20 protein-coding genes and 1 pseudogene are annotated in these 22,690 nt (G+C 42.5%); 15 read left to right on the top strand and 6 right to left on the bottom strand.

What is annotated here, in order from left to right; genetic code table 11:
• The first annotated feature begins 7 nt into the window (after nt 1-7).
• The 5 genes from parE (at nt 8) to D3H55_RS02180 (ending at nt 7,731) form a co-directional block, all read left to right on the top strand.
• A complete protein-coding gene (gene parE / locus D3H55_RS02200) occupies nt 8-1,963 on the top strand; it encodes a DNA topoisomerase IV subunit B (protein WP_205685326.1) in 1,956 nt (651 codons plus the stop codon).
• Complete coding sequence (parC, locus tag D3H55_RS02195; protein WP_119545268.1) at nt 1,960-4,389, top strand: DNA topoisomerase IV subunit A; 2,430 nt, start codon at nt 1,960-1,962, stop codon at nt 4,387-4,389. Before parE ends, parC begins: the two co-directional genes overlap by 4 nt.
• Before the next feature lie 202 nt (nt 4,390-4,591).
• The gene (locus D3H55_RS02190) at nt 4,592-6,022 is read left to right on the top strand and encodes an alanine/glycine:cation symporter family protein (protein ID WP_119545267.1); all 1,431 of its coding nucleotides are present in this window, start codon (nt 4,592-4,594) and stop codon (nt 6,020-6,022) included.
• Nucleotides 6,023-6,440: 418 nt separating this feature from the next.
• Nucleotides 6,441-7,193 carry a YybI family spore inner coat protein gene (locus D3H55_RS02185; protein WP_119545266.1) on the top strand — a complete coding sequence of 251 codons (753 nt, stop codon included), beginning with the start codon at nt 6,441-6,443 and terminating at the stop codon, nt 7,191-7,193.
• Nucleotides 7,194-7,272: 79 nt separating this feature from the next.
• On the top strand, nt 7,273-7,731 hold the full coding sequence (locus D3H55_RS02180; RefSeq protein ID WP_119545265.1) for a staygreen family protein: 459 nt from the start codon (nt 7,273-7,275) through the stop codon (nt 7,729-7,731).
• Nucleotides 7,732-8,594: 863 nt separating this feature from the next.
• Here D3H55_RS02180 and D3H55_RS02175 read toward each other — a convergent pair.
• Both D3H55_RS02175 and D3H55_RS02170 read right to left on the bottom strand, forming a co-directional pair.
• The gene (locus D3H55_RS02175) at nt 8,595-9,608 is read right to left on the bottom strand and encodes an ABC transporter permease subunit (protein WP_119545264.1); all 1,014 of its coding nucleotides are present in this window, start codon (nt 9,606-9,608) and stop codon (nt 8,595-8,597) included.
• Complete coding sequence (locus D3H55_RS02170; RefSeq protein ID WP_168412931.1) at nt 9,601-10,485, bottom strand: ABC transporter permease subunit; 885 nt, start codon at nt 10,483-10,485, stop codon at nt 9,601-9,603. Before D3H55_RS02170 ends, D3H55_RS02175 begins: the two co-directional genes overlap by 8 nt.
• Before the next feature lie 112 nt (nt 10,486-10,597).
• Here D3H55_RS02170 and D3H55_RS02165 point away from each other — a divergent pair, with 112 nt between their 5' ends.
• The 3 genes from D3H55_RS02165 (at nt 10,598) to D3H55_RS02155 (ending at nt 12,278) form a co-directional block, all read left to right on the top strand.
• A complete protein-coding gene (locus D3H55_RS02165) occupies nt 10,598-11,278 on the top strand; it encodes a hypothetical protein (RefSeq protein ID WP_119545262.1) in 681 nt (226 codons plus the stop codon).
• Between the two features lie 172 nt (nt 11,279-11,450).
• Nucleotides 11,451-11,717: a spore coat protein CotJB gene (locus D3H55_RS02160; RefSeq protein ID WP_119545261.1), complete on the top strand. Its 267-nt coding sequence runs from the start codon at nt 11,451-11,453 to the stop codon at nt 11,715-11,717.
• A gap of 12 nt (nt 11,718-11,729) precedes the next feature.
• Complete coding sequence (locus D3H55_RS02155; RefSeq protein WP_119545260.1) at nt 11,730-12,278, top strand: manganese catalase family protein; 549 nt, start codon at nt 11,730-11,732, stop codon at nt 12,276-12,278.
• 70 nt (nt 12,279-12,348) lie between these two features.
• On the opposite strand, the gene D3H55_RS02150 is transcribed toward D3H55_RS02155, so the two are convergent.
• The 3 genes from D3H55_RS02150 to D3H55_RS02140 all read right to left on the bottom strand — a co-directional run bounded on the left by D3H55_RS02150 (nt 12,349) and on the right by D3H55_RS02140 (nt 14,990).
• On the bottom strand, nt 12,349-12,801 hold the full coding sequence (locus tag D3H55_RS02150) for a DUF305 domain-containing protein (protein ID WP_168412930.1): 453 nt from the start codon (nt 12,799-12,801) through the stop codon (nt 12,349-12,351).
• 130 nt (nt 12,802-12,931) lie between these two features.
• Nucleotides 12,932-13,645 (bottom strand): response regulator transcription factor, encoded by a 714-nt coding sequence (locus tag D3H55_RS02145; RefSeq protein ID WP_420808726.1) that lies wholly within the window; start codon nt 13,643-13,645, stop codon nt 12,932-12,934.
• Complete coding sequence (locus D3H55_RS02140; RefSeq protein ID WP_119545259.1) at nt 13,629-14,990, bottom strand: sensor histidine kinase; 1,362 nt, start codon at nt 14,988-14,990, stop codon at nt 13,629-13,631. The genes D3H55_RS02145 and D3H55_RS02140 overlap by 17 nt, the downstream gene beginning before the upstream one ends.
• A 164-nt stretch (nt 14,991-15,154) precedes the next feature.
• Between D3H55_RS02140 and D3H55_RS02135 the strand changes: the two genes are divergently transcribed.
• From D3H55_RS02135 to D3H55_RS02115, 5 genes and pseudogenes are all read left to right on the top strand, one after another.
• The gene (locus D3H55_RS02135) at nt 15,155-15,745 is read left to right on the top strand and encodes a YdhK family protein (protein ID WP_119545258.1); all 591 of its coding nucleotides are present in this window, start codon (nt 15,155-15,157) and stop codon (nt 15,743-15,745) included.
• A 116-nt stretch (nt 15,746-15,861) separates the two neighbouring features.
• A complete protein-coding gene (locus tag D3H55_RS02130; protein ID WP_119545257.1) occupies nt 15,862-16,527 on the top strand; it encodes a DsbA family protein in 666 nt (221 codons plus the stop codon).
• Nucleotides 16,528-16,529: 2 nt separating this feature from the next.
• On the top strand, nt 16,530-16,955 hold the full coding sequence (locus D3H55_RS02125; RefSeq protein ID WP_119545256.1) for a disulfide oxidoreductase: 426 nt from the start codon (nt 16,530-16,532) through the stop codon (nt 16,953-16,955).
• Between the two features lie 212 nt (nt 16,956-17,167).
• Nucleotides 17,168-18,019 (top strand): cation diffusion facilitator family transporter, encoded by an 852-nt coding sequence (locus D3H55_RS02120; protein WP_119545255.1) that lies wholly within the window; start codon nt 17,168-17,170, stop codon nt 18,017-18,019.
• 46 nt (nt 18,020-18,065) lie between these two features.
• Nucleotides 18,066-18,302: pseudogene (locus tag D3H55_RS02115) on the top strand (endonuclease); the annotation flags it as partial.
• 70 nt (nt 18,303-18,372) lie between these two features.
• On the opposite strand, the gene D3H55_RS02110 reads toward D3H55_RS02115, so the two are convergent.
• Complete coding sequence (locus tag D3H55_RS02110; RefSeq protein WP_119545254.1) at nt 18,373-18,558, bottom strand: hypothetical protein; 186 nt, start codon at nt 18,556-18,558, stop codon at nt 18,373-18,375.
• A gap of 214 nt (nt 18,559-18,772) precedes the next feature.
• On the opposite strand from D3H55_RS02110, the gene ltaS reads away from it, so the two are divergent.
• Both ltaS and D3H55_RS02100 read left to right on the top strand, forming a co-directional pair.
• Nucleotides 18,773-20,716 carry a lipoteichoic acid synthase gene (gene ltaS / locus D3H55_RS02105; RefSeq protein WP_119545253.1) on the top strand — a complete coding sequence of 648 codons (1,944 nt, stop codon included), beginning with the start codon at nt 18,773-18,775 and terminating at the stop codon, nt 20,714-20,716.
• Between the two features lie 423 nt (nt 20,717-21,139).
• On the top strand, nt 21,140-22,111 hold the full coding sequence (locus tag D3H55_RS02100; protein ID WP_119545435.1) for a tRNA dihydrouridine synthase: 972 nt from the start codon (nt 21,140-21,142) through the stop codon (nt 22,109-22,111).
• Nucleotides 22,112-22,690: the final 579 nt, after the last annotated feature.

The raw sequence follows: 22,690 nt of genomic DNA, 5'->3' as shown, positions 1-22,690 counted from the left end.
TCAGAGCATGGATTACAATGATGATGCGATTCAGGTATTGGAGGGTCTTGAAGCGGTCAGGAAAAGACCGGGTATGTATATCGGATCCACAGACGCCAGGGGCCTGCATCACTTAGTATATGAAATCGTTGATAACTCTGTAGACGAAGCATTAGCGGGATACGGAGATGAAATCACTGTTACCATACATAAAGATAACAGCATGAGTGTAGAAGACAGCGGACGGGGAATGCCGACTGGAATGCATAAGCTTGGAAAACCGACACCCGAAATCATACTGACAGTTCTCCATGCCGGAGGTAAGTTCGGCCAGGGGGGCTACAAAACAAGCGGAGGATTGCATGGTGTCGGTGCATCGGTCGTAAATGCCCTTTCCGAGTGGCTGAAAGTGACCATCATGAGAGATGGTTATGTATATGAGCAGACCTTTGCAAACGGAGGAAAACCTCAAACGACACTCGAAAAAGTGGGGAAAACAAAAAAGAGCGGGACAAGGATCAGCTTTAAACCGGACCCATCGATTTTCAGCGTGACATCCTTTAACTACGATACATTGTGTGAGCGTCTCCGGGAATCAGCTTTTCTTCTCAAGGGTCTGAAGATCACCATTGTGGATGAGCGTCACGATCAAAAGGATGTATTTCATTTCGAAAGCGGAATACAGGCTTTTGTCCAATATCTGAATGAGGAAAAAGACAGCATTCACCCCGTTGTGTTCTTTGAAGGAGAACATAACAGCATCGAGGTGGAGTTTGCTTTCCAATTTAACGATGGATTTTCAGAGAACATTCTGTCTTTCGTCAATAATGTGCGTACAAAAGACGGCGGGACCCATGAAGCTGGTTCTAAAACAGCCATGACCCGGGTGTTCAACGAATATGCACGAAAAGCGGGAATCCTGAAGGACAAGGACAAGAATCTGGAAGGGACGGATATCCGTGAAGGCCTTGCTGCCATCGTTTCTGTACGTATTCCGGAAGAGCTTCTTCAATTCGAAGGACAGACGAAGGGGAAGCTTGGAACAAGTGAAGCCAGATCGGCAGTGGATGCGGTGGTATCTGAGCATCTGCTTTACTTCCTCGAGGAAAACCCTGATACCAGTTCCCTGCTGATCAAGAAATCGATCAGGGCAGCACAAGCCAGGGAAGCTGCGAGAAGAGCTCGCGAAGACGCCAGGAACGGTAAGAAGAGAAAGCGCTCAGAAACGATTCTCTCAGGCAAGCTGACACCGGCGCAGTCCCGTAATCCACAGAAAAATGAATTATACCTGGTTGAGGGGGATTCTGCAGGCGGCTCAGCAAAACAAGGCCGTGACAGGAAATTCCAGGCAATCCTGCCCTTACGTGGTAAGGTCATCAACACTGAGAAAGCAAAGCTCCAGGATATCTTTAAGAATGAGGAAATCAATACAATCATCCATGCCATCGGAGCTGGTGTGGGGCCGGAATTCAATATTGGCGATATCAACTACGATAAGGTCGTGATCATGACTGACGCCGATACAGACGGCGCACATATACAGGTCCTGCTTCTGACCTTCTTTTACCGTTATATGAAGCCATTGCTTGAGGATGGAAGAGTGTATATTGCCCTTCCTCCGCTTTATAAAGTAAGCAAAGGCAGCGGAAAAAAAGAAGTCATTGAGTATGCGTGGACTGATGAGGAACTCGACGGCGCTATCAAGAAAGTCGGAAAGGGCTATATGATCCAGCGGTACAAGGGTCTTGGCGAGATGAACGCCGATCAGCTTTGGGAAACGACAATGGATCCGGAAACGCGGACGCTTATCCGTGTCAAAATCGATGACGCTGCAAGAGCAGAACGCAGGGTAACGACACTCATGGGAGATAAAGTAGAGCCACGCCGGAAATGGATCGAAAGCAATGTTGCTTTCGGGCTTGAAGAAGACGGAAGTATTCTCGAAAATGAAAATGTATCGGTCGCAGAGGAGGGCAATCTATGACAACTCAAGAACGCTACCAGGATCTTCCTTTAGAAGAGGTCTTAGGCGATCGTTTTGGAAGATACAGTAAATATATCATTCAAGATCGTGCACTGCCTGATGCACGTGACGGCTTGAAGCCGGTTCAGCGGAGGATTCTATATGCCATGCATGTGGAAGGGAATACCCATGAAAAAGGATTCCGGAAGTCGGCGAAAACAGTTGGTAACGTAATCGGTAACTACCACCCTCATGGCGATACCTCGGTTTATGATGCGATGGTGCGTATGAGCCAGGAGTGGAAGCTGAGAAATCTGCTTGTGGAAATGCATGGGAATAACGGAAGCGTCGATGGGGATCCCCCTGCAGCCATGCGTTACACTGAAGCAAGGCTCTCGGCGATATCCACGGAACTTCTTCGTGATATTGAAAAGGATACGGTAGACTTCATACCAAACTTTGATGATACATCAAAAGAACCTACTGTCCTGCCTGCCAGATTCCCTGCCCTTCTTGTGAACGGATCAACAGGTATTTCTGCGGGTTACGCAACGGACATCCCTCCCCATCATCTCGGGGAAGTAATCGATGCCGTCGTCATGCGGATGGACAAGCCTGACACAACAGTGGAAGAGTTGATGACGGCAATCAAAGGACCGGATTTTCCTACAGGAGGAATCATCCAAGGGATTGAAGGAATCAAGAAAGCTTATGAGACCGGCAAAGGGAAAATTGTTGTCCGGGGCAAGGCGGAAGTGGAAGATATCCGCGGAAGCAAGCAGCAGATTGTCATCACCGAGATTCCATATGAAGTCAATAAGGCGAATCTGGTTAAAAAAATGGATGAGTTCAGGATGGACCGGAAAGTTGAAGGGATCGCAGAAGTAAGGGATGAAACTGACCGCACCGGGCTGCGTATAGTGATCGAGCTGAAGAAGGATGCGGATTCAGATGGCGTCCTTATGTTTCTTTACAAAAATACGGACCTGCAGGTTGCCTATAATTTCAATATGGTGGCCATCCATAACCGCCGTCCTCAATTGATGGGGCTCCGCCAGCTGCTGGATGCCTACATTGAGCACCAGAAAGAAGTGGTGACGAACAGGTCCAAATTCGACTTGAAGAAAGCTAAGGACCGTCAGCATATTGTCGAAGGGTTGATGAAAGCTCTGTCGATTCTTGATGAGGTGATTGCTGCGATCCGGGCCTCAAAGGATAAAAGAGATGCAAAGAATAATTTGATTGCCAAGTTCGATTTCTCAGAGGCACAAGCAGAAGCGATTGTTTCCTTGCAGCTATACCGTTTGACGAATACAGATATCACAGCTTTGAAACAGGAAGCAGAGGAACTGGCCAGCCTGATTGACGAATTGACTTCGATCCTTGAAAGCGAACGCAAATTGTTAAGCGTCATCAAAAAAGAATTGAAAGCTATCAAAAAACAATTTGCAGACGCCAGACGTTCTGTAATTGAAGCAGAAATAGAGGAAATCAAGGTTAATCTGGAAGTCATGATTGCCAACGAAGATGTGATGGTAACTGTAACCAAAGACGGTTATCTCAAGCGTACAAGCCTGCGTTCCTTCTCGGCTTCGAATGGCCAGGATCTGGCGATGAAAGAGACGGACAGGATTCTGCTTCAGCAGGAAATGAATACAACGGACGTGCTTCTGCTGTTCACAGACAAGGGAAGCTACCTGTATTGTCCTGTTCATGAACTGCCGGATATCCGCTGGAAAGATCTAGGGCAGCACGTTGCGAACTTCATATCGATCGATAAAGATGAAAGATTGATTGGGGCCATACCGATAAAAGAGTTCGATGACAATAGGTATCTGCTGTTCATAACCAAAAATGGAATGGCGAAGAAATCACTGTTGAGCCAGTACAAAGCACAGAGGTACTCACGGCCGCTTGTTGCCCTGAATCTAAAAAAAGATGATGAATTGATTGATGTCCATTTGACGGACGGAAACAATGATTTATTCCTCGCTACTCATTTTGGTTACGGATTATGGTTCAATGAAGAAGAAGTCAGCGTGGTTGGACCAAGGGCAGCAGGAGTAAAAGGGATCAACTTGAAAGACGGTGACTTTGTCGTTGCCGGAAAACCTGTTTCAAGGCTTGGTTCCCAAACTGTCCTGATTGCCACCCAACGCGGGGCAGTCAAGAAAATGAAACTGGCGGAGTTCGAAAAGACAACAAGAGCAAAACGCGGTGTCGTGATGCTGCGTGAACTCAAGTCCAATCCTCATAGATTGGCAGGGATGGAGATCGTCGAAGAAATCGATGCGGTTTCCTTGGAGACGAATAAGGGGACTGTCGAAACTGTCCAGGTCTCCAACTTCAGGAACAATGATCGTTATTCCAACGGCTCATTCGTGCTCGATCAAGGAGAAAGCGGCTCAGTCATCAGGATATGGCTTGAGCCACGTCCATCATTATAAAAGATACTTTGTTTGGTGGATTCTTGTGACAGTGTATGAATCGGCAGGAACGTGTACGAAAAGAGCTCTATAATAAAATATCAGGAAGCAGGCACGTTTTCCGTGTCTGCTTCTTAACTTTTTTTATCCCTTGGTTTTATCTTGGTGAAGGAAGGGTAAAAACCAAGGGTGTTTTGGTAATATTGATTGCAGGAGGATGACAATGGACATTTTTACAGACATAATCGGATCACTGAATACCTTTATATGGACTTACATATTGATTGCCGTTCTAATCGCACTGGGAATTTATTTTTCAGTCAGGCTGAATTTGGTACAATTCCGCTATATAGGGGAAATGTTCCGCCTTCTTACTGATAAGGCGACAATTTCAGCTGATGGAAAGAGAGGAATCTCCTCTTTCCAGGCATTTACCGTATCAACTGCTTCCCGAGTGGGGACAGGAAACCTTGCTGGAGTTGCAACTGCCATTGCAGGAGGCGGTCCGGGAGCTGTTTTCTGGATGTGGCTGATTGCTTTACTGGGCGGAGCTACTTCATTTGTTGAAAGTACTCTAGCACAGATTTATAAAGTGAAAGATAAAGATGGCTTTCGCGGCGGTCCAGCGTATTATATGGAAAAGGGTTTGAATGCACGCTGGATGGGAATCATATTTGCCGTAGTTATCACTTTCAGCTTCGGTCTTGTGTTCAACTCTGTTCAATCGAATACGATCGCCATAGCCGTCAATGAAACATATGGGCTGAGCCGAATGACAATCGGCATCATTCTGGCTGGACTGACAGCCGTCATTATATTCGGGGGAATCAAAAGGATTGCGCATGTTACGCAGATCCTCGTGCCGATACTGGCAATATTATATATTCTGCTTGCCCTGTTTATCCTGATTGCTAATATTACAGCTATCCCGGATATGTTTGTATTGATTTTTGAAAGTGCTTTTGGGCTTCGCGAAGTAGTCAGCGGCGGAGTTGGAGCTGCTATCATGATGGGGATCAAACGGGGGCTGTTCTCCAATGAAGCGGGAATGGGGAGTGCACCGAATGCTGCTGCGACGGCGGCGGTCACACACCCAGCCAAACAGGGACTGATTCAGACACTGGGGGTGTTCACAGATACATTGATCATCTGCACCTCTACAGCCTTCATCATCATCCTGTCCGATCAATATACTGCCGGACTGGATGGAATCCGGCTGACACAAGCTGCATTGACATATCATGTAGGGGACTGGGCAGGATTCTTTGTAGCCACTGCGATTTTTCTATTCGCTTTCAGCTCGATTATCGGAAACTACTATTATGGTGAAACCAATATTGAATTTATCAAATATAATCGTGTTTCCCTTTTTGTATACCGGCTGGCTGTATTGGCGATGGTGGTTTTCGGCTCAACTGTGAAACTGGAAGTGGTGTGGGGGCTTGCGGATGTTTCCATGGGCTTCATGGCGATCATTAACTTGATTGCAATCACTCTGCTGGCAAAAATTGCAGTTGCAGCTTTAAAGGATTACCGCAGTCAGAAACGAGAAGGCAAGGACCCTGTATTCTATTCGAATTCCATTCCTGGATTGAAGGGGATTGAATCCTGGGAATCTATGCCGGAGGAAGAAAGAAGAAGGAGAAACAAATAAGTATTAAGAGGGTGTGGCGGAACTAACGTGTTTTCTCCAAAAGCCGTCTAATTGTAAGATGCCAATACAAGACAACTGAGAAAACCGGACTTTTTAGAGGCTCAATTTTAGAGCTTTGGAAAAGTTCGGTTTTTTCTTTGATGCACTTTTCAAATGATTATTGCTTTTGAGAGATATATTTCCTCCTCCTTGTTCCGTAGAAGGAGCTTCGCTGCAGACGAGAGATTTCCTGCGGGATTGGCGGGACAGGTGAAACCCGTTCGCCTTGAGTGGAAATCCAAACGATTAGATAAGCCGCGATGCTTATGAAAAGATCCTTTGTTAACTATTTATCTTTTTGCTGCAGCCATTTTGTTTTACATATTATTCCCTCTTATGGAGAACATAAGAAAAATCAGTCCATAAGGAGAGGTTCTTAATGAGAAAGGAATTGTTGTTTGCTTTTGCGGCATTCTTTTTCATGTCGCTGCATGCTATAGCCGGAAATTTCGCTGAAGAACATGACCGGCCGAATATTATGGCAATCGTCACTTATGAAGAAGATGTAACAGGGGATAATAAAAAGGATAAGATCACTTTGTGGGGCAAACCGTTTGAACCTGGTGCCTTATTTTATAAAGAAATCTGGGCTGAAATCACTTCAGAAAAAAAAGAATTTCGGATCGACTATGAAGGCGGTTATGAACCGCAGATAGAATTTGCGGACTTGAATCATGATGGTGTAAAGGACTTGCTTGAATCTTCTGCTACAGGCGGAAGCGGAGGACTGTACAACTATAGTTTATATACGCTGGCGGACTATGAAAAAAAGGATATCGGTATGCCGCCTGCATTATCGATGGATGCTCATTTTGAGAATGATTACAAAGGGCTCATCACCTTTAATGATACAAATGAATCCTTCACAGTGGATTTAAGCGGAAGAAAGGAAGACTATGACCGGCTGGGAATCTATCAGGATGGAAAATTGAATGAGCCAATGGAAATGATGGTCATCCCCTATGCAATGTTTGAACCGGTAAACATCAGAGGGGAAAAAGGCAAAGGATTGAAAGGTGTTCAGCGGATCAGTGGAGCCTATCAAGCGGATGCTGTAGGAAATGTATATTCATATTGGTATTATGAAAATGGTCAATGGGATTTGAAGGATATTCAATGGGAAGAGTTGTAAGGAGAGGCATGCACAATACTTAGGCTATTGTCATACCTTAATGTAGGCAATACACTTCAAAGATGTGAGGTGGCTTACGTTGAGTGAATTCGATTCAGAAAAGCTTTCATTGACATATATACCGCCTGCTTCCATTTTCTATCCGATGGACGGCCGTAAATATACCCTTACTCACTCGGACTTAACAGGAGAGTTGTTTTTGAGTGCAGGCTGCGTATACGATATGGCTAAAATAGATCCCTTAATGAGAGATGAGGTATTGGCTGAATGGGTCAGGGTCATGGGGCAGTATACTCTTTCCGGAAAAGTCCATGTCAGCGGTGGGGAGTTTGAAAAGAATCTCTCAAAGGTGCGTTACATGATCTTTCAAAAGGAACTTCCGCTTGCGTTAACTGCTATAGTGAATGGAGACAATGGTTTTTTCACATACTTTCCCTGGCTTTTGGATGCACCGATCTATATAAGTTTTGAGTCCATCTATCCAGAATTCAATCATGTTCAATTTTATGGTACACCCAGAAAGTATCTAACTAAATGAATGAAGCTGCAGAGGCTGCACTCTTCAGCTTTTTTGTGTTTAGAATTAAAGCCCAGAAAAGTGAATAATGATGAGAGGCAAAAAGCAGTTTTCCCGCCAGTTCGTCTTTATGCCCGTCAAGGCGGTTAGATTTTTTTACTATACCACCTAATGGTAAATCGGTTAAATGAGTTTACTATTGTAAAAAAATTGGCCGACGAGAACTTGTACCCAGCGAGAAGCCGGACCAATTAGTGTCTAAATAGTCCGTTGAGTGCTGAAGTTAAGCGAGTTCCTGGCCCAATTAGTGGATAAATGGTCCGTAGAGTGATAGGGTCCAGCGAGTAAACGGTCCAATTAGTTTCTAAATGGTCCCTTGAGTGAAGGGGTTTAGCAAGTTCCTGGCCCAATAAGCAGTTAAATGATCCGTTGAGTAATGGAGACCAGCGGGAAGCCGGCCAAATTAGTGTCTAAATGGTCCAATGAGTGATGGGGTCTAGCGAGTTTCTGGCCCATTAAACGGTTAAATGGTCCAGTGAGTGAAGGAGGCTAATAAGGTAACGGCCCAATAAACGGTTAAATAGATCAGTGAGTAATGGAGTTCAGCGAGTAGCTAACCCATTTAGTGTCTAAATGAGCCAATGAGCCGGAAAAACAGAAGGAGACAGCTAAATGAGTCTCTAAATAGGATGACAAAATTCAAAATACAGTAGCTTCCGGCTCTATAAGCGTTAAATTGGCCAATAAAATCCAGATGAGTTACGAAGCGGATTCAATAGAGAGCTGAGAGTTTCAAACAAAAAAGCAGCGGAGTAACTTAAACCGCTGCTTTTTTACGCGTATTGTGAATGGCTGAACAATAGCCAGACATTATTAGATTGAAATCAATTTTTAAAAGTGAACAGGTCTTCTGAAATTTTAACATGTCCTTCTGGTTGTTTGTCTTTTTCAACAGACCTTTTAGTTGTTACGTCACTATCAATCAATGCTTTTTTTAGAGATGCGCTTATGGAATTGATGCATAGGATCAATATCGAGAAAAGTGTTAATGGAACTACAACAAGCAATGGGTTTGAGAAAACCTGCTGAATATTCATACTGATGGTGGCTGCCCATTCATTTGTCTCAGAAAAATAGACAGGGTTGCTTGGTTCATATGGCCCGATTGCAAATTCTGCCACCTTGATGCCGCCGAGTGCCATTAAGATGACACCGAGTTGAATAAGCAATGAGAGAGCCTGGGAAACCTGCTCGGAAAATAGAACAATAGAATGGCGTAAAAATTGGGGCAGGAGGTGTTTCCTGACGAGATGAAACCGGCTTGCTCCCATGATCTTCGAGACTTCTATAAATTCCTGTTTCAGATAAATCTTCATTTCTTCCCCGAGATAGATTCCCAATGATGGAATGGTTATGGCGGCTATGCCTGCCAGTTGTATGAAGAAATAACGGCTCGATGGCAGTGCATCGCCTTGGAATGCACCTTCCAGTGGTGCCAGCAGAGCGAAAACCACAATGGCGAGAGGGATATATTGAAAAGATTCCCCTAAGCCTTTCAATGTTCTGGTAAATGATCCTGGAAGAAAGGTGTAAAGAACTGCGAACAAGAATCCAAAAATCATCCTGAGCGCTGCAATAGCGAGTGCTGCAAAAATGGTATATTTGGCTCCCGCGATCAGGATCAGCAGAAAGTTCCTTCCCAGCCTGTCACTGCCTAAAAGCGGCATTTCTTCAGCAGAGAATGGCGGGGCAGCAATTACTTTGTTATTCTCATCTTTGAGGTAGTTTATGATCTCATCATAATCAGGATATAGCACAGGCACCAGGAAACTCGCTGCCAAAAGTCCGATGATGATCAAAATTGGGAAAGCCAAACGTTTAAAGATCTTATTAGACATTGTATTCTCCTCCTTTCAGCCATTTTTTCAGCAGCCAGGAACCGAATGTAAATACTAGGAAAAATGGGACGGAAATCAAAAGCATCCCAATAAAGAAGGCAGGTGCAGATGATGTTGCCGTTCTAAGCAGAACTGTCATGAAGCCTTTGATATTGAATAAGACCTCGATGATGAGCAGGTTGGACAGCATCAAAAGGAATATAGGTTTCAAATGCAGGAAAAAATGGATCCAGACATTCCGGAATACATGAAACCAAATTGTGTAGGATTTTTTAAAGCCTTTAGAAAATGAAAATTCTACATACGGCTTGCTTTCCTCTTCCTGAAGTTGAAATAGAAACTGTTTCATCAAGAACACCACAGGCAGAAACGACAGGCAAATGACCGGAAGGGTGTAGATTCGTTCCTCACCTGTTGTATAGATATTGAATAAGAGGATATCAGTTTGTTTGAACAGCCACACAATAAACAACTGGAACAACACGACCAAAAATACATCTGGCAACCCATCGAGGATATTGACAACTTTTACGGAAAGCTTATATAGGTTCCGGGGCAGCAGCATCATCAAATAACTCAATATGACTGAAATAAGGATTGCTGCGAAGAAAGATATGAACAGAATACTGAAAGAATAAGGATATGTAGATAGAAAAATATCAAGCATCTGATATTCTCTGTCATCCGCTCCCCAAATGACGATGATGGAGGAGGGAGAAAACAAATCAAGTATCGTCTGCCACAGCCTTAACCCATATGCTCCAACATTAATGACTAATTCTGTATCATAATCAAGCAGCGAACTGATCCCGCTCAGTAAGAATAACCCTATTAACACAACCCCGAAGTGAAGGGGTGTCAGCAATGTCCTTTTCATGAAATCTCCTGCCTTTTCTTCAAAAAATATACAAAATTCTCTATACAAATGGTACAATATAGAAATTGAATAGTAAACACTATTCTGAAAAAACTGTCGAAGGAGATGGAAAATGAACAAAAAAAAGATTTTTCTCATTCTTCTGATTCTATCTTCAGTTTCGATTCTCTCAGCCTGCAGAATTGTGTTTGACCCGACAGCTCAAAACGCAAAACAAAAGGAAATTCAAAAGGAGCACAGGCAGACAGTGAAGGTTCAGGAGCAGGAAGAAGTGAAAACAGAAGAACCGGAAGAAGAACCAGCCTTTAAAATAAATGCTTTTCTTGAGTTAGATGGAGAGAATATGGTTTTAACAGGTGACACGGATCTTCCATTTGAATCCTATATAGATATAAGTTTGAAGATATATCCAGGGAATGCGACGATTGAACAGATTGAGAGTGGAGAGGTTAAACCATTTAATGAGGTGCCTCCTAACATTGTCGGAATAGGAACGTCTGTTCTTGAGGATGGTACACTTGAAACAAAGACGTACAAACGACCTGAAACATCGACCCGCTACCGGTTTGAATTGGTCTTTGAACCGGAAAGCCAGGAAGAGGAAATCAAGCAGCAAATGATTGAACAAGCAGGAGACTTGGATGAATTGGCGGGAATTCAAGTATTAAAGGAAGCAGATCCAGAGAATTCCATGGTCCACGGAGATAAGCCAGTGAAGGGATATATCAAATCAGCCGAAGTCATGAAAGCTGATGAACCAAATGGAGACCAAGTGACTCTTGAATTGCACTGAGATAAAAAGCGGCGTCTGTTTTAACGGGCGTCGCTTTTTTATTTTGGAAAGATAGAGACTGCTGTAACTCACTTTTCTATCATTTTGCTCTAAATCACCTATACAAGATTCGGCAGAATGCATAGCATGTACCAAGAGCCAATAGTTATTCCAGAAGAAAGGATGTGCTTGGATGGCTCAAAAAAATGATTTATCAAAACTGCAAAGATTATTTGAAGAATTACAAGCTGTACAGTTTGTCCTGTTGGAGCTTAATTTATACCTCGACACCCATCCTGAAGATAGGGCAGCAATTCAACAGTTCAATTCATATGTCACGGAACGAAGAAAAATTGAAAAACAAATTGAAAAATCTTTTGGACCTTTACTCAATTTTGGCCTCAGCAAGGGGGGCTTTCCATGGAAGTGGACAGACTCACCTTGGCCTTGGCCGTTGTGAGGAGGTGGTTACATGTGGATATATGAAAAGAAGCTGCTTTATCCAGTAAAGGTTTCAGCTTGCAATCCAAGCTTCGCCAAAAATCTTTTGGAAGCATACGGGGGGCAGGATGGCGAGCTTTCACAGTCACTAAGATATCTAACGCAGCGTTATACGATGCCTCCCGGGGTCATTGCTATTATAAATGATATCGGAACAGAAGAATTGGCTCATATGGAGATGATTGCAGCATTATTTTACAAGCTTACAAAAGATGCAACCCCCGATGATCTGCAGGAAGCGGGTCTAGCAGGCTATTACGTTGATCATGGAAAATCGATTTTTTACCAAAACGCACAAGGTATCCCTTGGACAGCAGCTTATATCCAAAGCAAAGGGGATCCCTTAGCAGATCTTTATGATGATATTGCTGCTGAAGAGAAAGCAAGAGCGGGGTATCAATGGCTCATCAATTTATCTGACGATCCTGCAGTGAACGACACCCTCCGTTTCTTAAGGGAAAGGGAAATTGTGCATATACAGCGATTGCGGGAAGCTATGGAGATATTAAAAGAAGAATAAAAAAAGAGAGGTGCAAATCAGTAATTTGATCTGCACCTCTTACTAATAAATCTCTACATAATCCTAATGACTACTCCTCATCTTTCAAGTCTTCGATATATCTCTTCATTTCGGCAATTTCTTTGCGCTGTGCTTTGATAATTCCGTCTGCCAGTTTCCTAACCCGCGGGTCCTCGATCTGGGCTCTTTCGCTTGTCAAAATAGCGATGGAATGATGGGGGATCATCGCTTCCATATAGTCCACGTCATCGACAAGGACCTGGCTCCTCAGAAGAAAAAGGGAAAGGCCGAACACAATCACGCTTCCCGCAAGGATCCCAATATTCGCTTTTTTGTTTTTCAGCATGTGCGTCATGAATAACAGCATGATTACGGCCATCGTAGCACCCATAAGCAGGGCCATATAGGCTCTTGTTTCACTGAAGAAAATATGTTCCACTTTAAAAGTGCTCCAATATTTGAATATAAACATGATGATGGTGGATGTAATCACCATTCCCGCAAACTTCCAATATGGCTTCATAGAAGACACTCCTTTAGGTAAAATTAGTTCTGCTTTTATTCATTCCCTGCGAATTTGCAGAAAGTATGCAAAACCAAATTTTTTTTGCGTGCCTAAGAAAAATCATGGTCTATGGCCAAAAGAACTCCTCTTATACCTTCCATTGATAGCCGATTCCCCAAACGGTTGTCAGGTGATTCTCAATCGGTATGCTGGCTTTTTTCAGTTTGTCCCTTAGGTTCCTTATATGAGAATCCACAGTGCGAATATCTGTGCTGGCATTAATATCCCAAGCGATGGAGAGGAGCTGTTCCCTGGTATAGACCCTTTCAGGATGCTTCATCAAGGTTTCAAGGAGCAGGAATTCCTTCAGTGTCAAAGTCAGGGAGAGTTCGCGGTAGTTTAATATATAGGCTTCGGTGTTCAAGCGGAATTCCCCTCTGACTATCTCATTGTTTTCTTCCCTATTTTGAATCTCCTGCCTTCTCAAAAGGGCATGAGCCCTGGCAGCGAGGATGTCTTCATCGAAAGGCTTGGTGATATAGTCATCCGCTCCGACATCCAGGCCATTAATCACATCTTCTTTTTCGCTTCTGGCTGTCAGCATGATGATCGGAATATCTGAGAACTCCCTGATTTTTCTGCAGGCTTCCCATCCGTTCATTTCCGGCATCATCACATCGAGCAGAACAAGGTCTATCTTTTCTTTTTTCAACATACGAATGGACTCGTACCCTCCGGAAGCTTTCATGCAGGAATACCCTTTAGGTTCCAGATATAACTCCAGAAGATCACGCATCCTTGCTTCATCATCGACCAGTAGTATCGTTTTCAAGGATTTCACCCCGCTATATAAGTATTTCAATGCTTGTTCCTTTTCCTTCTTTGCTTTCTATCGCTACAGAACCTCCATGCGCTTCCACTAATTCCTTCACGATGGAAAGGCCGAGTCCGGAACCGCCGCTTACGCGGGAGCGCGATTTCTCAACTCGATACAGGCGTTTGAAGATATGCTGCAGCTCATTTTCCGGTATACCATAACCTTGATCTGTTACGGTGATTCCTACTTTTCCGGCTTCTGGTGAGCGGATCATGACACTGGTAATGGTATTTTCCTCAGAATATTTAAGCGCATTATCAAGCAGGTTCAAGATGATTTGCTCCAACCGAAGAGGATCAGCGAAAGCATAAACGGTTTTCGGGCAGGAAATTTGAAGGGTCATATTCTTCCTGTCAAATGCAGGTCCTACTTTCTTAGCAACACTTTGGATGAGCGGGCATAATTCAATCTCTTGTTTTGTAATCGTAAAGGTGTTCTGATCGATTTTTGCCAGTTCAAATAAGTTTTCTATTAAATGAACGATTCTTCCGGACTCATCCTGAATGATTCTCAAATACTCATTTCTCTTCTCATCAGAGATCCCTTCCCTAAGGGCGACAGCAGTATAGCCCTGGATATATGTCAAAGGTGTACGTAATTCATGGGAGACACTTGCCAAGAATTCAAGTCGGTCATTTTGGATATTCTCAAGATCGTTTGCTAATTTTTGGATGGAATTAGAGAGTTCGCCAAGTTCATCTTTTCCCAGCTCGGGAAGCTTGACCAGAAAATCCCCGTTGCTGAGCTGCTCTGTGGCTTCTTTCATATTGATGAGCGGCCTGGTCAGGATCCGTGACAATAGAAAATAAATGACAGCAATGATAAGCAAGCCCAGTATTCCGGCCATAAGAAAGTGGTAGTTCAGCTTCTGGATCAAGGACCGCAACGGCTTCGTATTTTTAAACATATAGACATACCCTTCTTCTGCACCGTTGTTATACTCCGTTACAGTGGCAAGGTAATTCATTTTTTCCCAATCAGACTCTATCAGCAATCCTTCCCGGGGCACCTCTTGCGGGTGGTCATTTATCAGGTTTCTCATTCCATCCGAAACATCCTTCGAACTGGCAATGATTTTCTTGTTTTCATCTGTTATGACAACTTCCGTATCCGTTTTGGATTCCATATGGGCGATATGATTAAGGGTTCCTTCTGTATAACTGTCTTCCAATACATCACGATGACTGTTACCGCGGGAAAGAATGGACTGGAATTCTTCCTGGGTCCTGGTATCAATCATGCTGCTGTGGAGATAGATCATGAGCAAAGATTCCATGATCAATACGGCGGCGAGGAAGTAAATGGCCAATTTCGTCGATATTTTTTTCATCATCATCCTCATTTCTTTTCAAGACTTTCTCATTGTACACGATAAATATGAAGAAAGTTTGCAGGAGCGGGAATGAAAAAGTAAGGGGCCAGGAAAAAATAATGCCGCTCTACATAATTTTTGCATAATTTCTTGAAATAATAAAAACAAAGGAGGAATTTGTCATGAAAAAAATCATATTATTGTCAGTTGCTTTGTTAATAATTGCTTTAGCTGCTTGCGGAATAGGCACCAAAGAAAATGCCACTGGAAGCAATGAGGAAGAGCACCAATCGGATACTGAGGAAAACCCAAGCGGCCACACAGGGATGGATCATTCCATGGAAGGAGATATTCCTGAAGGAATGCAAGAAGCAGAGGATCCCAAATACAAAACGGGAAGCAAAGTTATAATTGAAAAAGATCATATGAGTGGAATGAAGGGCGCGGAAGCAACCATTGTTGGAGCATATGAAACAACGGTATACAGAGTCTCTTACGATCCCGTTACCGGCGGAGACAGGGTGGAAGAACATGAATGGGTGGTCCATGAAGAATTGAAAGAAGCAGATCAAGAGCCATTCAAACCGGGAAGTGGGGTAACGATAGAAGCTGCACATATGGAAGGGATGAAAGGTGCCGACGCAACAGTTGATACAGCAGAGGAGAAGACAGTCTATGTCATTGATTATACTCCAACGGATGGAAGTAAGCCTGTGAAAAATCATCTGTGGATGTCAGAAGAAGAACTTCACTCTTCTGAACAAACTTATTGAAATGTCTGTTTCAGATCTGCAGATGTTTTTGTTGAAAATATGTAAAACTTTCTTTCCTATGCAATCTATATAACATGGTATGATATTGATAACTATTTCTTATTTGAGGTGAATATATGAGTAAAAAGAAATCTTCTCCTATGAAGTACCTTGTGATCATCACACTGGTGGTCGTGGTCCTTCTTGTATCAATCGCTTTACTAACAAATAAAAGTAAAAACACGGATGAAACGCTCGATTCCCATCCGGCAACTGAGAACCAGCCGACTATTGGCGAAAACGATGCACCGGTTTCCGTTGTGGAATTTGGGGATTTCAAATGTCCGGCATGTAAAGCATGGGGAGCTGAAATCTACCCTAAATTAAAGAGTGACTTCATTGATACCGGAAAAGCAAACTTTTCTTACATCAATACGCTATTCCATGGTGAGGAATCTACATTAAGTGCCCTCGCGGCAGAGTCAGTTTATGAAAATGATCCGGGATCCTATTTTGCCTTTCATAAAGAGCTTTTCAATCAGCAGCCAAATGCTAACCATGATACATCATGGATTACTATTGAGAAACTTATGGAGGTAGCGGGGGCAACAACTGATATGGATGTTGAACAATTGAAGCAGGATATTGAGCAAGGCAGCGGCATTGAAGCGGTCGAAGCGGACAAATCCTTAGTTGAAGAGTTTAATATCCAGCAGACACCCACCATTATTATCAATGGCACAAAATTGGAAGACCCATATGATTATGATAGGATCAAAGAATTGATTGAAGAGGGACAATAAAGATGGAGACAAAACAGTCCGATAAAAGCCAGTTCTTTTTATACGGTGCCTGGCTTACAGCCATTATAGCGACTATGGGGAGCCTTTATTTCAGTGAAATCAGGAGCTTTATCCCCTGTGAGCTTTGCTGGTATCAAAGGATTGCGATGTATCCTTTGACACTGATCCTAGGAGTTGCTACATTCCAGAATGATATAACCCTGAAAAAGATCGTTCTCCCGATGTCCATTATTGGGGGGCTAATTTCCCTTTTTCATTACCTCGAACAGAAGGTGCCGGGATTTGCCGCCATCAAACCTTGCACGAGCGGAGTACCATGCAGTTCTGAATACATCAACTGGTTCGGGTTTATTACCATTCCGTTTCTTGCGCTCACTGCTTTCATCTTAATCACGTTATTCACAATTCTTTCAGGGAAAACAAAATAAACAAGGAAATCCACCTTTGAATTAGAAGGTGGATATTTTTGTTCAGTTAGTTAAAGGTTTTATAAATAATGGTCAACCAACAGATCTAAAAGGTAATGAAAGAATGGTCTTCTTACATGCTGTTTTATTCTTGCAGGGAAGGTATGAAGTTTACCTTCCTCTTTATAGGTGTAAAAAAACATATAATATTCAATTACAAAGGGTGTGATGATATGTCTAAAAGACATTCTGCTTCAAGCAACACAAAATTAGCGTTTTTTCTCAACCTGATTTTCACCATCATCGAATTCATTGGTGGATTCTTGACTAACAGCATGGCCATCCTTTCTGATGCCGTCCATGATTTAGGAGACAGTATCTCATTGGGCAGTTCATGGTATCTGCAGAAATTGTCCAATAAAGGGAGCAACAACAGATACAGCTTCGGGTATAAACGTTTCTCAACTTTGGGAGCATTGATAAGCGGGACCATATTATTCTTTGGGTCGATTTATGTTTTGACAGAAGCGATTCCCCGCCTTTTCGATCCCCCCCACCCGGATGCACAAGGGATGCTCTGGCTTGCGGTTTTGGGAGTAGGGGTGAATGGATTTGCTGCATGGCGGCTCCATAAGGGAAGCTCTATGAATGAAAGCGTGCTTTCATGGCATCTGCTGGAAGACCTGCTCGGCTGGATTGGTGTACTGGTTGTAAGCTGTGTCTTATTGTTTAAGGATATACATATCCTCGATCCGATTCTTTCTATATCCATCACATCATTTGTGCTTTTCAATGTGACACGAAAACTGATCAAGACAATAAAGATATTTCTGGATGCTGTGCCCGAAGATGTTGACCTGGAGGGCATAAAAGCAGAAGTGGAAGGCCTGGACGCAGTGGAAAGGACAGAGCATTTTCATATTTGGTCTATAGATGGGGAGGTCAATGCCATGTCTGTCCATTTGTATTTAAGTAAAAATTTGTCGTCGGGACATGTTGAAGAACTAAAGAGTGAAGTTAAAGATATCGTATCTGAAATAAATATCATTCATTCAATCATCGAAGTCCATCCACCGGAAAAGTGAGCTGGCCAGCCTGCTCGCTTTTTGCTTTTGAGAAAAGATTCCAGACCGCATGCTTTTATATAGGGCGGTCAGTTATGAAGGGGATAGCGGCGAGATCGACCTGGGACTGAATAATATCGTGAATAATGAAAGGGGCCCGTACCACGGAAAAGTTTCATTGTTGGATTAGAATGAACAAGATCCTGTTGATTCGGTTGAGAGACATAGAAATGATGTCATATTTGACCTATACCAAGGAAACCGGAACCCTTTTATTGATCATCCGGAATTCGCCGAGAGGATTTGCAGTAAGGAGTGCATAAAAAAGGAAGATCAGGTGCTGATCTTCCTTTTTTATTGTAATAATCCCTGTATTATTCTTCTGTTTCCTGGTCCTTAATGGTTTCATTCTTTTCAATATCCTCTGCATCTTCTTCTTTACCAGGATCCTGTATATCAACATCCTCTTCTTCAGGAGACATTCTTCCTTCTTCTGCACAAGCTGACATAAAGAGACTTGCTGCCATTGGAATGGCAAGAGCTAAATGTTTCCTCTTCACTTTATCCCTCCTAATTTATGGATAGTTATCTATACACATATAGGCCGGAGTTTAAACAATAAGAAAGGGACACGAAGCAGGCCGGATAAGTATCTTCAAAAAATAAATATAAATACTATCTTTACATTCTTTACATTTTGTTATAAAATTATTGAATGGTTTGAACGAGTTTGAGAGTTTACTAGTAAAAAGAAGACGTGAGGTGAAAGTAAATATGTTTGAAAAAATGAAAAAGAGCCACCTGACCCTTTTCTTCCTGGCGGTTGCTTTATTATGGATCAAAACATATTTAGTACAACATATAGAATTCAGACTGGGTTTGGATAATAGTTTGCAGGAGTTTCTCCTATTTATAAATCCATTAGGCTCCATCCTGTTATTTTTAGGGTTAACCTTACTGTCAAATAAGAGAAAATTCCTTTGGCTCATAGTGTTTGATTTTGTTTTGAGCTTTTTATTATTTGCAAACGTAGTGTACTATCGATTTTTCAGTGATTTCATTACCATTCCAACATTGATGCAGACTGATAACTTCGGTGATGTCAGTACAAGTGTTACATCTCTTTTGAAACCGCACGATATCTTATTGTTTGCAGATACGATTATTGTGCTTGCCATTGGCCTGTTCTTCAAAAGGAAGCAGCCAACTGCAGCTGTCAAAGGCAGATATGCCGGAGCAGTATTGATAACTGCTGTCTTGATTCTGGCGGTTAATCTTCAACTTGCAGAAAAAGACCGCCCGCAGTTATTGACCAGAACGTTTGACCGCAACTATATCGTTAAGTATTTGGGTATGTATAATTATACCATTTATGATGCTGTGCAAAGTATTAAGGTTTCTTCAAAGCGTGCACTTGCAGATTCGGATGATGTAGCGGAAGTCCTTTCCTACAATAATTCTAATTATGCAAAACCCAATCCTGAATATTTCGGGGCTGCAAAAGGGATGAACGTCATCTACCTTCATCTGGAGTCCATGCAGAATTTCCTGATTGACTATAAGCTTCACGGTGAAGAAGTCACTCCGTACTTAAACTCATTAACGAAAGATCAAAATACACTGTACTTTGATAATTTCTTTCACCAGACAGCTCAAGGGAAAACATCCGATGCAGAATTTTTATTGGAGAATTCCATGTATGGCCTGCCACAGGGTTCTGCTTTCGCATTAAAAGGTATGAACACCTATCAGGCAGCACCTGCCATCCTTGGCCAAAAAGGGTATACTTCAGCGGTTTTCCATGGGAATAATGGAACGTTCTGGAACCGAAACGAAATATATAAATCATTTGGTTTTGATAAGTTCTTTGATGCAAGCTATTATGATTTGGAATCAGATGAACTTGCGGAGTATGGATTGATGGATAAGCCGTTCTTTGAACAGTCTCAGCCGTTACTTGAATCACTGCCGCAGCCATTTTACACAAAATTCCTGACGGTATCTCATCATTTTCCTTATAAAATGGACCAGGAAAAAACAACGATTGCTCCTCACACCACAGGAGATGCATCTGTTGATAACTACTTCCAGACTGCACGGTATGCAGATGAAGCCATTAAGGAATTCTTTGATTACCTGAAAGAATCCGGGTTATATGAAAATACAATGGTGGTCATGTATGGGGACCATTACGGGATTTCCGAGAATCATAATAAGGCTATGGCTAAAGTGTTAAATAAAGAAATTACACCATTTGAAAGTGCTGGCCTCCAGAGAGTCCCATTAATGATCCATGTTCCTGGAATGGAAGGCGGCGAAATGCACCAGTATGGAGGTCAAGTTGATTTGCTCCCGACTCTAATGCACTTATTAGGAATCGAAACGAAGCAATATCTTCAATTTGGTTCTGATTTATTATCCGAAGATCATGAAGAATTGGTGCCTTTCAGAAACGGTGATTATGTAAGTCCGGAAATCACTCATACTGATGGAAAATATTATGATTCAACTACTGGTGAACAAATAGAAGAAACAGAAAAAGCAATTGAACTTAGAGAACGAACTCAAAAAGAGCTTGATTATTCCGACAGGGTTGTAGAAGGAGACCTTCTAAGATTTTACACGCCTGAAGGTTTTACACCGGTTGACCGGTCAAACTACAACTACATCCTCGAGGACCCTAATGATACAGGGCAGGATAACAGTGAAAACAGATAAACCAAAAAGTTGTTGAGCTTGTAAGCTCAGCAGCTTTTTGTTTTGAATGATGGTTATGTTTCCATAGAAATTATATATAAATAAGGCTGTTTTCGCATAAATTGTTGCTTTCGGAAAAATCCCAGGTGCCGGATTTTTCCCCTGTATACAAAGGTTTTACTCTCGAAAAAGAACGAGCAGCTCTTTTCTTTCCTGCTCACAGGGGTTTTACGACGATTTACCAGGATATTAGTTGAAATTCTATATTGAATAGCAACAAAGTTTACGAAAAGAGCCTTAAATAATGAGTATATATTGATAAACTGGCATCAAACATGGTATAAGTGTAAAGGAAGTAAAGAAGGCGTATCTCTTTGCTTTTTATTTTTGCGGTTACATCCGGCCAGTCCTGATGACCTGATGATGAGAGGATTGATTTTGACAATGAATGATAATTTCTGGCGTGAATTACCACGGCCATTCTTTATATTGGCACCAATGGAAGATGTGACTGATGTTGTATTCCGTCATGTAGTAAGTGAAGCAGCAAGACCAGATGTGTTTTTTACAGAGTTTACGAACTCCGAAAGCTACTGTCACCCGAACGGGAAGCAAAGTGTCCGGGGACGCCTTACATTTACAGAAGATGAACAGCCGATTGTAGCCCATATATGGGGCGATAAGCCGGAATTTTTCCGTGAAATGAGTATCGGGATGGCAAAGGAAGGCTTTCGGGGGATAGATATCAATATGGGATGTCCTGTTGCGAATGTAGCAGGCAATGGAAAAGGATCGGGCCTTATAAGGCGTCCGGAAATTGCAGCCGAGCTGATTCAAGCTGCCAAGGCAGGCGGGCTCCCTGTAAGTGTCAAAACAAGGCTTGGTTATACAGAGGTAGATGAATGGCGCGGCTGGCTGAAGCATCTCTTGGAGCAGGACATCGTCAATCTTTCCATTCATTTGCGAACTAAAAAGGAAATGAGCAAGGTGGATGCCCATTGGGAACTGATTCCCGAAATCAAGAAGCTTCGAGATGAAGTGGCACCCGATACACTTTTGACCATCAATGGTGATATCCCTGACCGCCAAACAGGTTTGGAGCTTGTGGAAAAATACGGTGTAGATGGGGTAATGATCGGCCGCGGAATCTTCAATAACCCCTTCGCCTTCGAAAAAGAAAAGAAAGAACACAGCAGCAAGGAATTGCTGGATCTGTTAAGGCTGCATCTTGACCTGTTCGATCAGTACACAACTGAATTCGAACCGCGTTCATTTAAGCCGCTCCGCCGTTTCTTCAAAATCTATGTGCGGGAATTCCGGGGAGCAAGCGAACTGAGAAATCTATTGATGGAAACTCAGACAACCGATGAAGTTCGTGAGTTGCTGAATCGGTTTGAAAATGAAAATACTAATTAGCCATATATAAAAAGAGCGGGAGATTTTTTAACTTCCGCTCTTTTTTTTCATCTTTATTTTATTTTGAAAGGCTCTTTTCATAACTTTGCTGCTATTCTTTATCTATTAAAAATAATATCCTGGTAAATCGTCGTAATAAATGGTGAGCAGGAACGAAAAGAGCTGCCCGTTCTATTACGAGAGTAAAGCCCTCATCTACAGGGGAAAAATCCGGCTCCTGGGATTTTTTCCGAAAGCAAAAATATTTGAGAAAACAGCGTTCTGAAATTATGGAAGGTGAGATGGCCATTTATGATCAGGCTTCTCCATCTCAGCAATTGTTGCGCCGAAATCAGAGCAAGTGCTTTCATATTTAATAAGCTCATTGAAGTGAAAGATAAAATTTATATCGAGAGTGCTGAAAGATGGTGCATTACAGCAAGTGATAGACCAAATTCTTTCTATTGGCAGGCAAATTTGGTTCAATCCGGTAATAAATGCACCAAAATCAGAGCAGGTTCTTTCCTTTATGGTGCATTCCTTAAAGGAATCAACTTGGCCTACTGTAATTTGACTCGTTACCGAAATTAATTCTTGAAC

Origin of the sequence: Bacillus salacetis (genome assembly GCF_003581585.1) — a bacterium.
GTDB lineage: Bacteria > Bacillota > Bacilli > Bacillales > Bacillaceae_B > Rossellomorea > Rossellomorea salacetis.
This window is presented reverse-complemented; position numbering and strand designations above follow the sequence as displayed.